We start from the raw sequence: 14,083 nt of genomic DNA on the forward strand, positions 1-14,083 counted from the left end.
CGGCGCGCCAGGATTTTACGCATGAGCTCCGACCCCGCCGCGCCTGCGGCCGAACGGATCGATTTTACGCATTTTTCGGCCGTCGACATTCGCATCGGCACGATCGTCGCCGCCCATGCTTTTCCCGAGGCGCGCAAGCCCGCCTATAAGCTCGAGATCGATTTCGGCCCTGGCCTCGGCGTGAAGCGCTCCAGCGCGCAGATCACGGCTCATTACGATGTTTCGACGCTGGTCGGGCGCCAGGTGGCGGCAGTGGTGAATTTCCCGCCGCGGCAGATCGGCAAGTTCATGTCCGAGGTGCTGACGCTCGGCTTCCCCGACGAAAATGGCGATGTGGTTCTGGTCGCGCCGGAGCGGGCCGTGCCGAATGGGGCGCGGCTGTATTGAAGGGGCGGGGGCTCGCCGCTTTATTTGAACACGTTGAGCCAGCCGAACAGATCGACGAGAAACTCGAGCGTCGCCAGCCAATCGTCCCAGGCGAATATCCGCTCTCGTATCGTTCGTGGCTTTTCTTCCGACATCGCCGTCGCGAAACCGCCGTCGCGCCCACTCGAATTGAAATTTCGAGTCTGTATGCTATTGTCATACGCATGAAAGAGCAATCCACAACGACCTCCGTCCTGAGCGTGCGGGTCTCGCCCGATGAGCGCGCGCTGCTGGAAGAGGCGGCGGCCCAGTCGCGCATGACGTTGAGCGAATTCATGCGTCGCAAGGCGGTGGAGGCGGCGGAGGCCGAGGTGCTCGAGCGTGGCGTCGTCACCATACCGGCGAAAGATTGGGAAGCGTTCGAGGCGTGGCTCGACCGTCCCGCCGAGCCGATAGCCGCGCTTTCGGCGTTGGCGCGCCGAACGCCCTCTTGGAAAAAATGAAGATCGCGGCGCCGTCGCCGCCGCGGCCGCTCCAGGAAAGCGACGACCGCAGCCAGTTCGATTGCGGGCGAGCGTCCCTCAACGAGTGGTTTCGCCGTCGCGCGTGGATCAACCAGCTCAATGACGTGTCGCGCGTCAATGTGATGACGGCCGGCGACACGGGCCTCATCGTCGCCTATGTGGCGATGAGCGCGGCGCAGATCGAGCGCGCCTATCTGCCGAAGCCGCAGCAACGCAATCGCCCCGACCCTGTGCCCGTCCTATTGCTCGGACAGCTCGCTGTAGACAAGGCCTGTCAGGGACGGGGATACGCCGCTGACCTTCTCTTCTTTGCTTTCGAGACGGCGCTGCGCGTTTCCGAGATCATCGGCGGCGCCGGCCTCCTCACCCATCCGCTCGACGATGATGCGCGTCGCTTTTACGCACGATGGGGGTTTTGCGAGCTGCCTTATGATCCGCGCCGCGCGATGATCATTCGCATGGCCGATCTGCGGCTGAGCTTCGCGGAGCGTCGCTGATTTAGCGGCTCGCAGGATGTAGCGCGACAAATCAAATGGCGCTCCGCGACAGATCGAATGGCATAGGGCGCGCTCACGTCTGCCCCGGCCGCAGCCGATAGAAGATATGATTGCCGATCTTGTCCATCTTCTTCAGCTGCTTGGCCCAACGCGGTTTCACGTAATTGGCGTGGTAATGCGTCGAGCGGCCCACGTCCGAAATATAGGTGTGGCCGTTCATCACCTCATCGGCGATGCGCTGGGCGGTCGCCCAGGAATCGGGCTCGGTGACGCGCAGCTTGCGGCCTTCGCAGGCGAAGGAGAATTGGCAGGCCTTGTAATGGCTGCGGTTCTGATAGACGACGCCGCAGACGCTGGTCGGATAGAGTCCCGAGGACACGCGGTTCAGCACCACTTGCGCCACCGCCGCCTGGCCCGCCTCCGGCTCGCTGCGCGATTCGAAATAGACCGCCTCGGCGAGGCAGCGCTTCTCGCGCGCCAGCTTGTCGGGATCGATCAGCGAGGCGTAATCGGGCGGCATCTTCGAATCTTGCAGAGCGCGCGACGGCGCGAAGGAGGCGACGGCGATCGGCACCGCGTCGGGCTGCGCCGGCGTCGAGGAGGCGAGCGCCGCGGCGCGCGCGACCTGCGGCGTCGCTCCATGGGCGGCGCGTTCGCGCATCGCCTCGGAGATGCGCTGCGTCGTCGCCGAGCCGCGTTGCGAGGGCGAGGCCTGGCCATTGCCGCGCTGTGTCGTCGGCGCGCCGCTGGAATCGGCGGGGAGGTCGGCGGCTTCCGGTTCGGCGAGGGAGATGGTCGTCGTCTCGTTGTCCGAGCCGAGCGAAATCTCCACCGTCTCGCTATCATTGCGTCGCGTGTCGAAGGAGGGCCGCATGGCGATGACGGGATCGCCCTTTTTGGTGCGGTCCACCTCGGGGAAAGCCTCGGCGTGGGGCTTCAGCGCGGCATGCGGCTCGCGCTCGTCCGGCTGCGCGTGAATGTCTTCTGGCGCGCCGACAGAGAGCCGCGCCGTCTGCAGGCGCGCGAGATGCGGCGCTGTGTTCCAGCCTTGCGAAGGGTCCTGGCCGGCGGCCGCGGTGAAGGACACCAACAGGCCCGCGCCCAGCCACCAGGGCGCGATGACGCCTATGGCCCAGCTCACTCCCGACCGACGACTCATACGCTGACGCCCCGTCTCGACCCGCGGAAGCGTGGCCGAAACGCCACACGCAAACGCAGAAAAGCCTAACGGCAAGCGTTATCGCTCATTAGGCTTGCGGGTCGGTTAAGGCGGCGCTCCTCGCATGTCCCGCTTTGGATCATTCGCCGAGGAGATGCGCCACCAGCTCGCGCGTTTGCGCGCCATGGCGATGCTCGAAGATATAGATCGCCTGCCAAGTTCCCAGCACGAGCGCGCCGCGCGACAGCGGAATGGAGAGCTGCGTCTGCGTCAGCGCCGTCCGTATGTGCGCGGGCATATCGTCCGGGCCTTCCGTGTCGTGCTCATAGAGGCGCGCGCCCTCTGGCGCGAGGCCGGCGAAGGCGCGCTCGAGATCGCGTAGCACGGCCGGATCGGCGTTCTCCTGAATCGTGAGCGAGGCCGATGTGTGCCGGCAGAACAGCGTCAGCAAGCCCGTCGTCAGTCCCTCGCCGCGCGCCCAGGCGGAGACGACGCGGGTGACGTCGTAAAAGCCCTTGCCGCGGGTCTCGACATGGAAGTGATGGAGCGATTGGCGCATTGGGGGAATGTGCGGAGGAAGCGCGGAGAAGTCCAGCGCTCCTCATGCGCTCACGCCGTGCTCACCGCCTCCTTGCCCAGCGCCGCCTGCGCCGCGGCGAGGCGGGCGATCGGCACGCGATAGGGCGAGCAGGACACGTAATCGAGGCCGACGCTCTCGAAGAAGGCGATGGAGGCCGGATCGCCGCCATGCTCGCCGCAAATGCCGAGCTTGATCGCCGGACGTTGCGCGCGGGCGCGCTCGGCCGCGATGCGCACCAGCTCGCCGACGCCCTGCTGATCGATGGTCACGAAAGGATCGGCAGCCAATATCCCCTTCTGCGTATAGGCGCCGAGGAAGGAGCCGGCGTCGTCGCGCGAGACGCCCAGCGCCGTCTGGGTGAGGTCATTGGTGCCGAAGGAGAAGAACTCCGCCGTCTCGGCGATCTCGGCGGCGCGCAGGCAGGCGCGCGGCAGCTCGATCATCGTGCCGATGTGATATTTGGGCGAGAGGCCGGTCTCCTGCTCGAGCGCCTTCGCCGTCGCGTCTATGCGCGCGGCGACGAAATCCAGCTCCGCCTTGGAGAAGACCAGCGGCACCATGATCTCGATCGTCGCCGGCACGCCGGTCTGCGCGGCGGAGGCGATCGCCGCCTCGAAGATCGCGCGCGCCTGCATCTCCGCGATCTCGGGAAAGGCGATGGCGAGGCGCACGCCGCGAAAGCCGAGCATGGGGTTGAACTCGGAGAGCTCCTTGGCGCGCTGGCGCAGCTTGGCCGGATCGGCGCCCATGGCTTGCGCCACCTCGGCGATCTCGGATTCCGTATGCGGCAGGAACTCGTGCAGCGGCGGGTCGAGCAGGCGGATCGTCACCGGCAGGCCGGCCATGATCTCGAACAGCTCCTGAAAATCCCCGCGCTGGATCGGCAGCAGCTTGGCGAGCGCGGCGCGGCGGCCCTCGACATCATCGGCGAGGATCATCTCGCGCACGGCGACGATGCGGTCGTCCTCGAAGAACATATGCTCGGTGCGGGCGAGGCCGACGCCCTCGGCGCCGAAGCGCCGCGCCGCGCGGGCGTCGGCCGGCGTCTCGGCGTTGGCGCGCACGCGCATGCGGCGGGCCTTGTCCGCCCATTCCATCAGCACGGCGAATTCGCCGGTGAGCTCCGGCTGGCGCATCTTCACCGCGCCGGCGATCACGCGCCCGGCCGAGCCGTCTATGGTGACGAGATCGCCCTTGGCGAAGCGCCGCCCCGCGACAGAAAAGCTCTGGTCCTCATAGCTCACGCGGATGGCGCCGACGCCGGAGACGCAGGGCTTGCCCATGCCGCGGGCCACCACAGCGGCGTGCGAGGTCATGCCGCCGCGCGTCGTCAAAATGCCCTCGGCGGCGTGCATTCCGCCGATATCCTCCGGGCTCGTCTCGACGCGCACCAGAATGATCTTGCGGCCCTGCGCGGCGAGCGCCTCCGCCTCCGCGGCGTCGAAGACGATCTCGCCGACGGCGGCGCCGGGCGAGGCGGGCAGGCCGCTGGCCAATATGGTCGTCTTCACGTCGGGGTCGATGGTGGGATGCAGCAATTGGTCGAGCGACAGAGGATCGATGCGCAATATCGCCTCGTCGCGCGTGATGAGCCCCTCATTGGCCATGTCGACGGCGATCTTCAGCGCGGCCGGCGCGGTGCGCTTGCCGGTGCGCGTCTGCAGCATCCAGAGCTTCCCGCGCTCGACGGTGAACTCCATGTCCTGCATGTCGCGATAATGCTTCTCGAGCAGGGCCGAGACGTGGCGGAACTCCTCGAACACATCCGGCAGCGCCGCTTCCATGGAGGGGCGGGTGGAGCCGCCGGCGCGGCGCGCCGCCTCGGTGATGGGCTGCGGGGTGCGAATGCCGGCGACGACATCCTCGCCCTGCGCATTGATGAGGAACTCGCCATAGAGCTCGCGCGCGCCGGTCGAGGGATTGCGCGTGAAAGCGACGCCGGTCGCGGAATTATCGTCCATATTGCCGAAGACCATGGCCTGCACATTGACGGCCGTGCCCCAATCCTCGGGAATATTGTGCAGCTGGCGATAGATGATGGCGCGGTGATTCATCCAGGAGGAGAAGACGGCGCCGATCGCGCCCCATAATTGCTCGCGCGGCTCCTGTGGAAAGGGGCGGGCGGTCGCTTTCTCGACAATCGTCTTGAATGTGTCGACGATAAAGCGCCAATCATCGGCCGAAAGATCCGTGTCGAGCGAGAGGCCCTTCTTCTCCTTATAGTGCTCGAGCGCGTCCTCGAACGCGTGATGCTCGAGGCCGAGCACCACGGTCGCATACATTTCGACGAAGCGACGGTAGGAATCATAGGCGAAGCGCTCATTGCCGGCGATCGCCGCCAGCGCCCCGACGGTCTTGTCGTTGAGGCCGAGGTTCAGCACCGTATCCATCATGCCGGGCATGGAGGCGCGGGCGCCGGAGCGCACCGAGACCAGCAGCGGCCATTTCGACTCGCCGAAGCTATGGCCGGCGAGATCGCCGAGACGCTCCAGCGCCGCGTCGATCTGCGCGCCGAGCTCGGCTGGATAAGTTTTGCTATTCGCATAGAAATGCGAGCAAACCTCGGTGGTTATGGTGAAGCCAGGGGGGACCGGCAGGCCGAGCCCGGCCATTTCGGCGAGATTGGCTCCCTTGCCGCCGAGCAGGTTCTTCATCGCGGCCGCGCCTTCGGCCGCGCCGCCGCCGAAATTATAGACCCATTTGGTCATAGCATCATTTTCCGGGCGCCACGCTGCGGCGCAACATACAAGAACCGGACCGCCGAGAGCTTCCCCCGAAGGTTTCGCATATTCGAGCTCACGCTCGCAACCGGCGGCGCCGGGATTGTCCGGCGAATGACCGGTCCTTGTCGCAAAATAGGTCGGCCCAGACGAATATTCCGTGAACGGCGGCCCCGTCGGCGCAGAAAAGAGACGCGCGTCCCGACGCATGGCGAGCGGCGCGCTTTTCTGGTCTAATGCAATTCCGCGAGGAAAGCTTCGGGGACCACGCCATGATCGACGACCAGGATGAGCGTCCGCGCGCCGGAGTGGGAAGCGGCAAGACCGTTTCGCATGAGATCGGCCAGCCCCTGGACGCGCTCTCGGTCGCCGAATTCGACGCGCGCATCGCGCTGCTGCGCGCCGAGATCGCGCGGCTGGAGCAGGCGCGCGCCGCCAAGGCGGCCTCGCTCGCGGCCGCCGACGCGTTTTTCAAGAAATAGATCGGCGATTTGCTTTGCCGGGCCGCGCGCCTATAGGTTGGCGCCTGTTTTGGCTCCCGCCGGCAGGGCGATTCGTCCGCCGGCGCTCGAGGATCCGTCCATGCGCGTGCTCGGCATTGAAACCACCTGCGACGAGACGGCGGTCGCCGTCGTGGCGTCGCGCATCGGCGGCGATGGCGGCGACATTCTCTCAAATGAGGTGATGAGCCAGATCGCCCAGCATGCGGCCTATGGCGGCGTCGTGCCGGAGATCGCGGCGCGCGCCCATATCGACGTGCTGGAGCGGCTGATCGTCCGCGCGCTGGATACGGCGGGAACCGATATCGCCGGCGTCGACGCCATAGCGGCTTCCGCCGGGCCGGGCCTCATCGGCGGCATTCTGGTCGGCCTCACCGCGGCCAAGGCGCTGGCGCTGGCCGCCGACAAGCCTTTCATCGCCGTCAATCACCTCGAGGCCCATGCGCTCACCGGCCGCCTGACCGAGCGGCTGGACTTCCCCTATCTCGCTCTGCTGGTTTCCGGCGGCCATACGCAGCTCGTCGCCGTGATGGGCGTCGGGGATTACAAGCGGCTCGGCTCGACGGTCGATGACGCGGCCGGCGAGGCCTTCGACAAGGTCGCCAAAATGCTCGGGCTTCCCTATCCCGGCGGCCCGCATATCGAGCGTTTGGCGGAGGAGGGCGATCCCGCCCGCTTCGATTTCCCGCGTCCCATGTTCGGCCGCGAGGGGGCAGATTTCTCGCTCTCCGGCCTCAAGACCGCGGTGCGGCAGGAGATCGCCCGGATCGGAACGCCGACCGAGCGCGACGTCGCCGATCTCGCCGCCTCCTTCCAGGCGGCGATCGTGGATGTTCTGGTCGATCGCGTTCGCTCCGGCCTGCGCATCTTCACGCAGAATGGCGGCCAGCCCAATGGCCTCGTCATCGGCGGCGGCGTCGGCGCCAATGGCGCGATCCGCCGCGCGCTCACGCGTCTGTGCGCTGAGACCGGCTTGCGCTTCGTCTCGCCGCCGCCGGGCCTGTGCTCGGACAATGGCGCCGTGGTGGCCTGGGCCGGGCTCGAGCGCTTTGCGCGCGGCATGACCGATGATCTGACCTTCGCCGCCCGCCCGCGCTGGCCGCTGGACGCCAACGCCGGCGCGCTGCACCACGGCAAGGCGTGAGCGCTCGATGCCTTCGGCGGGGCGGATAAGATGAAACGGCTCTTGCTGGCCGCGGCGGCGACCTTCTCGGTTCCGCCGCAGCCGGGCGGCCTGCTGTCGCAGGAGCCGCTCGCCGTCGGCGTGCGCGTCTTCTATGGGCCGCGTCCCGGCTTCGAGGACATCGATCTTCGGCTCATCGGCGGCGCCAAAAAATCCATCGATATGGCCGCTTATGTTCTCACCGATCGCGCTGTGATCTCGGCGCTGGGCGCCGCCGCCATGCGCGGCGTGCGCGTGCGAATCTATATCGATGGGGAGGAGCGCGGCGGCCTCGGCCCGGCGGTGGAGGCGGTCGCCGCCGCCCGCAATATGGAGATCAGGCGCAAGGGCCGGTCGCGCGATCTGATGCATCTGAAGTCCTATCAGGTGGACGGACGGATGCTGCGCAGCGGATCGGCCAATTTTTCGGTCTCGGGCGAAGAATTCCAGGACAATGACCTCATATTGATCGAAAGCCCTAGTGCGGTCGAGCAGTTCGAGGCGACATTCGAGCGGCTATGGGCGCGCTCGGACAATCAGAAGATCGGGATGCGATGACGAGCGAGGAGAAGATCGCCGTGCTGGGCGCCGGCGCCTGGGGAACGGCGCTCGCCAATGTGGCCGCGACCGGGCGCGAGAGAGTCGCGCTCTGGGGCCATGATCCCGCCCATATCGCCGCTCTTTCGCGCGACCGCGAGAACCGCGCCTATCTGCCGGGCCTGCCGCTGGCCGCGGGCGTCGCGCCTTCCGCCGATCTCGAGGCCGTGGCGGGCGCCGGCGTCGTGCTCTCGGTGGTTCCGGCGCAGGCGATGCGCGAAGTGGCGCGGCGCTTTCGCGACATTCTCGCGCCGGGAACGGCTTTCGTCATCTGCTCCAAGGGCATAGAGCGCGGCACGCGGCGCTTCATGAGCGAGGTGGCGGCGCAGGAGTTGCCGCAGGCGAACATCGCTATTCTCTCTGGCCCGAGCTTCGCCGCCGACGTCTGCCGCGGCCTGCCGACGGCGGTGACGCTCGCCGCGCGCGACGAGGCGCTGGCCAAGCGCCTCTGCGAGACATTGTCGACGCGCGCCTTCCGCCTCTATCGCTCCACCGATGTGCTGGGCGTCGAGATCGGCGGCGCGGCGAAGAATGTGCTCGCCATAGCGAGTGGCATGGCGGCGGGCAGGGCGCTCGGCGCCAGCGCCGGCGCCGCGCTGATCGCCCGCGGCTTCGCCGAGCTGACGCGCCTCGGCCGCGCCTATGGCGTCAATCAGGAGACGCTGATGGGCCTCTCCGGCCTCGGCGATCTGGTGCTCACCTGCGGCTCGGCGCAATCGCGCAATTTCGCGCTGGGCGCGGCGCTGGCGAGCGGCGAGGCGCCGCTCGAGGCCGCCCATGGCAAGCTCGCCGAGGGCGCTTTCACCGCCTCGGCGTTGGTCGCCATGGCCAGGGAGCGCGGCGTCGAAATGCCGATCGCCGAGGCTGTGGATGCGATATTGTCGGGCGCGATCGGCGTCGATCAGGCGATAGAGGCGCTGCTGATGCGGCCGCTCAGGGCTGAGGCTTGAGCTTTCGTTGACGGCTCGATGCGATCTTCTCGCCGATGCGAAACGAGCCGAAAGTCGCGCCCCCTCCCCAACCCTTCCCCGCTTCGCAGGAGAGGGAGCAGATTCCGCGCGTCAGGGACGTTGCGCGTAACGTCGCCGCCCCCCTCTCCCGCAAAGCGGGGGAGGGTGAGGGAGGGGGCCTCGGCGCATTTCGCTATGCCCTCATCGCCTTCACCCTCATCGGAGCGGCCCTGCGCCTCTGCGCTGCGCAGGGCGATCTCTGGCTCGATGAAATCTGGACGCTGAACCTGCTCGAGCGGGCGCATTCCTTCGGCGACGTCTTCATCGGTCTGCATCACGACAATAATCATGTCGCCAATTCCGGCTGGCTCTATCTCATAGGCCCGAACGCGCCGGTTCCGCTGATGCGCCTCGCCGCGGTCGCATTCGGGACGCTGGCCATTCCCGCCGCCGCGGCCGCCAGCCGCCGCTATTGCGACGCGGCCGGCCTCATCGCGGCTTTCGTCTTCGCGACCTCCTATTTCTTCGTCCATTACGGCTCCGAGGCGCGCGGCTATGCCGGCATGACGCTCGCCGTGCTGCTGGCCTATGGTGTCGTGGACGCCATTCTGGTCGAGGGCGCCTCCTGGCGCAGGCTGCTGGCGCTGGCGGCGGCGATCGGTTTCGGGACCTTCTCCCACCTCACGATGATCGAGGCGAGCGGCGCGCTGGCGCTGACGGCGCTGCTGCGGTTTCGCAGCAGCACTCTCGGCCGGGCGGTCGCGATAGGGGCTGTCGCCGGGCTCGCCAGCCTTCCCGCGCTCGCCTGCTTCGCCTATGGCGCGCTAGCCCCGGATTTTCAGGTCGGGGCCATGGTTCCGCTGAGCCCGGCGATCTTCGCCGAGGGCGTCGCCGGAATGGCGCGGGCGACCTTGGGCTTTCCGCGCGGCGTCGATGATTTCGTCCTTCTCGGCGCCGCCGGCCTGCTCGCCCTCGGCCTGCTGGCGGTTCTGCCGGCAGAGCGGCGGGTCTTCCCGGCCATCGCCGTTTTCGGCCTGCCGCTGCTGCATGTGGCCGCCGGCCTGCCGAGTCAGCAATATCCGCGCTTTCACTCGACCGCGGCGATCGGCCTCGCGCTGCTCGCGGCCGAAGGCTGCGCCGCCCTTTGGCGCGCCGGCGCGTGGCGGCGCGTGGCGGCGGCGGTCCTGCTTCTCGCCTTTGCAGTCGGCGACGCCGCGCAGCTCGCTGATTTCTACTGCGACGGCCGCGGCCATTACGCGGATGCGGTGACGATCATGGCCGAGCGTAACGAGGCGTCCTACGCCGTCGATTTCGCCCGCGGCGAGACCAAGGCCGTCGTCGCGTATTATGCCCATAGGCTGGGCGTCGTCGCGACGCCCGTCGCTCCGGCCGAATGGTGCGCGACGCCGCCGGCCTTTCTGCTGGTGGTCGATCTGCCTGATTCACAGGCGGAACATGCGGAGCGGCGCTCCGCCGGCCCGCAGGATTGCCGCTCGGCCTTCCTGCGGCGCGGATATTTCCCGGCCTCGGGCCTCTCGGGCTTCGCCTGGACGCTCTATGAGCGGGAGGAGATCACAAGGTCGGCGCGATGACGCGCACGCGCTTCTTGACGCCGTCGGCGCCGACGATCTCGCGCGTCGTCTCATGCGCGTCCACGGGGCGCTTCTCCGGCTGAGCGGCCTCCGGGCCGGTGGCCGGGAGATTGGGCGAGACCGCGCCTCGCGCCGTGCGCGCGATGATCGGCCGCGACATTTCCTCCGCCTTTTCCGCCGAGACGACGAGATCGCCCTTGTTGCGCTCGGCCAGCAGGCGCTCCGCCTCGGCGAGCGTCTCCGCCCAGCTGCGGCCCGGCGGCCGGCAGGAGCAGGTCGGATCATAGCTCTTGGTGAATTTCAGCGCATTGGGATGGTCGCCATAGGCCTCGCCATCCATCGACACCGCAGTCTCTATGTCGCGCGAGGGCGAGCGCGTGTAGAGCGTCACTTCGACATTGGGGCATTGCGCCCGGCACAATTCCTGGAGATCGGCGAGATTGGCGCGCCGCGCCGAATAGCTGATGGGGAAGAAGCCGCCGTCGCAGGCGCGCACGCAGACCGCCAGCGAGCCGCCACGCGCGACAGGCCCGCCATTGTCGTCCTCGCCGCGATCCTGCTGCCCGTCGAGCGGAAGCTCGCGGACAGGCGTCGGCTCCTCCTCCTGCGAGCCGAACAGCTCCTCGAAAATATTGCGCTGACGCGAGGCGACGCGCGTCGGCTGCTGCGGCTGCCGGCATTGCTGATCGAAGCGCGCCTGCAGCGCCTGCCGCTGGCCGTCGCCGGAATTCTGCTGGAGCGCGGCGAGATTGGAGCGCATCTGCGCGATGCGGCCGTTGATCGCGCCGCATTGCGGGGGCGGCGCATTGCCGAAGAAGAGGAACTGCCGCCGGTCGCAGCCGATGGAATGGCCATAGGCGACCGTGCGGTCGATCTCTTTCTGCTGGGTCGCGGCGGCGGCGCGATAGCGGGCCGAGCCGCTGTTGTTTCCAGCGGCGGCGATCTGCGCGCGCAAATTGTCGCAATAGGCCGATTGCGCCATCGCCGGCGCGGAGAGCAGCGCGGCCGCCGCCAGAATGAGCGCGCCCGCGAGGCGTTGCAGGAGCCGCTGGCGGGCGGACGTCTTCCGAATGATATGTTTCGCCGACATTGGTCCTATATTGCGCGATTCGAAAGGCGAGGCGCCGCGGGCCGGCGAATCCGAAACCGTCGAGCTCGAGACCATATCGGGCATATCGTCCGTCCGATCAATCGGCGCGCGATTGTCGCGAGCTTCTTGTCGCGAACAAGGCGCGTCACGACATTTGTCGAGGGAATTTCCCGGCGCTCTGGAGGAACGCAGTTATGAAGCCGTCCAAATTCGTCCTGTCCGCTCTCATCGCCTCCGGGCTCTTCGCCGCCCTCGGCGCAGCGCCCGCCCGGGCCGACGGGCCGGATCTGATCTTTCGCAAGTCCACCGACTTCAAGCTGCTGACGCCCAACGACAAATTGGCGACCTATGTGCTCGACGACCCCGATATAGACGGGGTGGCCTGCTATTACACCGTGCATGAGAAGGGCGGCGTCGCCGGAATGTTCGGCGTCGCGGAGCAGACCTCCGATGTGTCGCTGTCCTGCCGTCAATATGGGCCGGTGAAATTCAAGGAGAAATTCGGTCAGGGCGACGAAGTGTTCAGCGAGCGCCGCTCTGCGCTGTGGAAGCGCCTGCATATCGTGCGCGGCTGCGACGCCAAGCACAATGCGCTGGTCTATATGGCCTATTCTGATCGCCTGATCGAAGGTTCGCCGGAAAACTCCACCTCGGGCGTGCCGATCCAGCCCTGGGGCGCCGGCGACGTCGCGCAATGCGGCGAGTTCTTGAAAAAATGACGCGGCGGCGGGCCTGCGCCCGCCCACGCTCAGTCGCCGCAGGAGACGACGGCGGCTTCGGCCGTCAAGGGCTTGCGCGCCGAGGCCGGGCCGATCGCCGAGGTCACGTCGTCGGCGCGGCCGAAGGCCACCGCGGGGCCGTGGCCATGCGACTCGCACCAGCTGTCGGCGACGATCTTCCCGCATTCTTTCTTCTGCGTGATGCATTCGACGACGCCATAGCCTTCGGTGCCGGAGATCAAATAGACGTTCTTCGGCGCCTCGGCGGCGCGGGCGCCGCCCTGGGCCGCCGCGAGCAGCAATCCGCCCAGCAGCGGAATGGCGAGACGCGGGAGAACGAGACGCTGAAATTCGGTGGAGAACATCGGGGGCACGCCTCGCGCGGGGACGCTCATTCGCCTCGCCGCGCCGGCTCCTGGTTTATGTGATCGCAGTTAAGGCGCGGTTAAGTCCGCGCCGATTTGCGGGACCTTACGCCCTCGAGGCGGGACCTCGCGCCCTCGAGCATGGACCTCGCCATTTCAGCGAATGTCATATTCCGCATCCACCTCCACGCCGAGCGCGGTGACGAGGCGGTTGGTCTCCGAGGCCATGCCGACGATGGCGAGCAGCTCGTTGAACTCCGCCTCGGTCATGCCCTTGGCGCGCGCGCTCGCCGTGTGGGAGTGGATGCAATAGCTGCAGCCATGCGCGATGGAGACGGCGATATAGATCATCTCCTTCACCTTCGGGTCCAGGACGCCCGGTCCCATCACCGCCTTTATGCTCTCCCATGTGCGTTTCAGCGTCGCCGGATCATGTGCGAGGGCGCGCCAGAAATTATTGACGAAATCGCTTTTGCGCGTCGCGCGAATATCGTCGAAGACCGCGCGAGCTTCGTCCGAGAGCTCGTCGTCGCCGAGCAGCTTCACAGTGGCCATTTTTTCCTCGCTTCGTCGCGCATTCGCATTCGGCCTATCATAGCGGCGGCGCGCGCGGCGCGCATGTCTCGAGATGGAGTGGAAAATGTCGAATGCATCGGCTCGGAGCGCGTCAGCCGCGCTCTTCGTCGCGCTTATGGGAATGGCGTCGCCGGCGGCGGCGCAGCAGGGGCGCATTTGGAGCTTCTCGCTCGACGAGGCGAAGCCGCAAATGGCCTTTCTCAACTATGGCGTTCCCGAAACGGATGATTCCTTCGGCGCCTTTCATTGCGACGCGCATAGCGGCGCGACGACGCTGTTCATCTCCGAGACCGACGGCAAGCAGAAGGCCGGCAAGGCCGCGACGGCGATCCTGGTGGTCGGCGATGCGAAGACGAAGGTCGCGGGAAAGCTCGTGCCGAATGAGGAGGCGGGCGTTCCGAGCTTCGAAGGGCGGGTCGCCGCCGATGATCCGATCTTCGCCGCAATGGCGCGGGGCGAGGCGCTCGTCGTGACGGTCGGCGGCTCGAAACAATCCGCGCCGCTGAAGGGCGCAGCGGAGAAAATCGGCAAATTCGTCGAGGCCTGCAAGAAAAAGTGAGCGCCGCGACCTTCGTCGCGCTCGCCCGCCTCGGATTTCATGGTGGAGGCGCGCACTGGAAAGCCGAGCCTGCCGTCTCGACAGGGCCGATAAATTCGTTATAATCTATCGGCTTTGTATATTGTAG

16 protein-coding genes are annotated in these 14,083 nt (G+C 67.2%); 10 read left to right on the forward strand and 6 right to left on the reverse strand.

The genetic code is table 11. The features are described 5' to 3' along the window. Positions 1-21: 21 nt before the first annotated feature. Genes ACT53T_RS12475 through ACT53T_RS12485 form a run of 3 tightly spaced genes read left to right on the forward strand, consistent with a single transcriptional unit; the run spans position 22 to position 1,387 of the window. Complete coding sequence (locus ACT53T_RS12475; protein WP_476161434.1) at positions 22-387, forward strand: tRNA-binding protein; 366 nt, start codon at positions 22-24, stop codon at positions 385-387. Continuing rightward, a complete protein-coding gene (locus tag ACT53T_RS12480; protein ID WP_476161435.1) occupies positions 384-869 on the forward strand; it encodes a type II toxin-antitoxin system TacA family antitoxin in 486 nt (161 codons plus the stop codon). Before ACT53T_RS12475 ends, ACT53T_RS12480 begins: the two co-directional genes overlap by 4 nt. Next, the gene (locus ACT53T_RS12485) at positions 866-1,387 is read left to right on the forward strand and encodes a GNAT family N-acetyltransferase (RefSeq protein WP_476161436.1); all 522 of its coding nucleotides are present in this window, start codon (positions 866-868) and stop codon (positions 1,385-1,387) included. The genes ACT53T_RS12480 and ACT53T_RS12485 overlap by 4 nt, the downstream gene beginning before the upstream one ends. A 73-nt stretch (positions 1,388-1,460) precedes the next feature. Here ACT53T_RS12485 and ACT53T_RS12490 read toward each other — a convergent pair whose 3' ends face one another. The 3 genes from ACT53T_RS12490 to ppdK all read right to left on the reverse strand — a co-directional run bounded on the left by ACT53T_RS12490 (position 1,461) and on the right by ppdK (position 5,834). After that, a complete protein-coding gene (locus tag ACT53T_RS12490; RefSeq protein ID WP_476161437.1) occupies positions 1,461-2,546 on the reverse strand; it encodes a cell wall hydrolase in 1,086 nt (361 codons plus the stop codon). A gap of 139 nt (positions 2,547-2,685) precedes the next feature. After that, positions 2,686-3,105 carry a secondary thiamine-phosphate synthase enzyme YjbQ gene (locus tag ACT53T_RS12495; protein WP_476161438.1) on the reverse strand — a complete coding sequence of 140 codons (420 nt, stop codon included), beginning with the start codon at positions 3,103-3,105 and terminating at the stop codon, positions 2,686-2,688. 50 nt (positions 3,106-3,155) lie between these two features. Then, the gene (gene ppdK / locus ACT53T_RS12500) at positions 3,156-5,834 is read right to left on the reverse strand and encodes a pyruvate, phosphate dikinase (protein ID WP_476161439.1); all 2,679 of its coding nucleotides are present in this window, start codon (positions 5,832-5,834) and stop codon (positions 3,156-3,158) included. A gap of 284 nt (positions 5,835-6,118) precedes the next feature. Here ppdK and ACT53T_RS12505 point away from each other — a divergent pair, with 284 nt between their 5' ends. From ACT53T_RS12505 to ACT53T_RS12525, 5 genes are all read left to right on the forward strand, one after another. After that, on the forward strand, positions 6,119-6,328 hold the full coding sequence (locus ACT53T_RS12505; protein WP_476161440.1) for a DUF1192 domain-containing protein: 210 nt from the start codon (positions 6,119-6,121) through the stop codon (positions 6,326-6,328). A 100-nt stretch (positions 6,329-6,428) separates the two neighbouring features. Next, complete coding sequence (gene tsaD / locus ACT53T_RS12510; protein WP_026191240.1) at positions 6,429-7,490, forward strand: tRNA (adenosine(37)-N6)-threonylcarbamoyltransferase complex transferase subunit TsaD; 1,062 nt, start codon at positions 6,429-6,431, stop codon at positions 7,488-7,490. 30 nt (positions 7,491-7,520) lie between these two features. Next, positions 7,521-8,066, forward strand: coding sequence for a phospholipase D-like domain-containing protein (locus ACT53T_RS12515; protein WP_476161441.1), 546 nt, complete (start codon positions 7,521-7,523; stop codon positions 8,064-8,066). Beyond that, a complete protein-coding gene (locus tag ACT53T_RS12520) occupies positions 8,063-9,055 on the forward strand; it encodes an NAD(P)H-dependent glycerol-3-phosphate dehydrogenase (protein ID WP_476161442.1) in 993 nt (330 codons plus the stop codon). Before ACT53T_RS12515 ends, ACT53T_RS12520 begins: the two co-directional genes overlap by 4 nt. 35 nt (positions 9,056-9,090) lie before the next feature. Next, the gene (locus tag ACT53T_RS12525) at positions 9,091-10,647 is read left to right on the forward strand and encodes a hypothetical protein (protein ID WP_476161443.1); all 1,557 of its coding nucleotides are present in this window, start codon (positions 9,091-9,093) and stop codon (positions 10,645-10,647) included. On the opposite strand, the gene ACT53T_RS12530 is transcribed toward ACT53T_RS12525, so the two are convergent. Then, on the reverse strand, positions 10,628-11,737 hold the full coding sequence (locus ACT53T_RS12530) for a DUF2865 domain-containing protein (protein WP_476161444.1): 1,110 nt from the start codon (positions 11,735-11,737) through the stop codon (positions 10,628-10,630). The genes ACT53T_RS12525 and ACT53T_RS12530 overlap by 20 nt on opposite strands. A gap of 194 nt (positions 11,738-11,931) precedes the next feature. On the opposite strand from ACT53T_RS12530, the gene ACT53T_RS12535 reads away from it, so the two are divergent. After that, positions 11,932-12,456: a CreA family protein gene (locus ACT53T_RS12535; protein WP_400767300.1), complete on the forward strand. Its 525-nt coding sequence runs from the start codon at positions 11,932-11,934 to the stop codon at positions 12,454-12,456. Positions 12,457-12,485: 29 nt separating this feature from the next. On the opposite strand, the gene ACT53T_RS12540 is transcribed toward ACT53T_RS12535, so the two are convergent. After that, a complete protein-coding gene (locus ACT53T_RS12540) occupies positions 12,486-12,821 on the reverse strand; it encodes a hypothetical protein (RefSeq protein WP_400767301.1) in 336 nt (111 codons plus the stop codon). Positions 12,822-12,977: 156 nt separating this feature from the next. Continuing rightward, the gene (locus ACT53T_RS12545; protein ID WP_400767302.1) at positions 12,978-13,376 is read right to left on the reverse strand and encodes a carboxymuconolactone decarboxylase family protein; all 399 of its coding nucleotides are present in this window, start codon (positions 13,374-13,376) and stop codon (positions 12,978-12,980) included. 85 nt (positions 13,377-13,461) lie between these two features. Here ACT53T_RS12545 and ACT53T_RS12550 point away from each other — a divergent pair, with 85 nt between their 5' ends. Further along, on the forward strand, positions 13,462-13,956 hold the full coding sequence (locus ACT53T_RS12550) for a hypothetical protein (protein ID WP_476161445.1): 495 nt from the start codon (positions 13,462-13,464) through the stop codon (positions 13,954-13,956). Positions 13,957-14,083 lie beyond the last annotated feature (127 nt).

It is taken from the genome of Methylosinus sp. DMC45 (genome assembly GCF_056313885.1).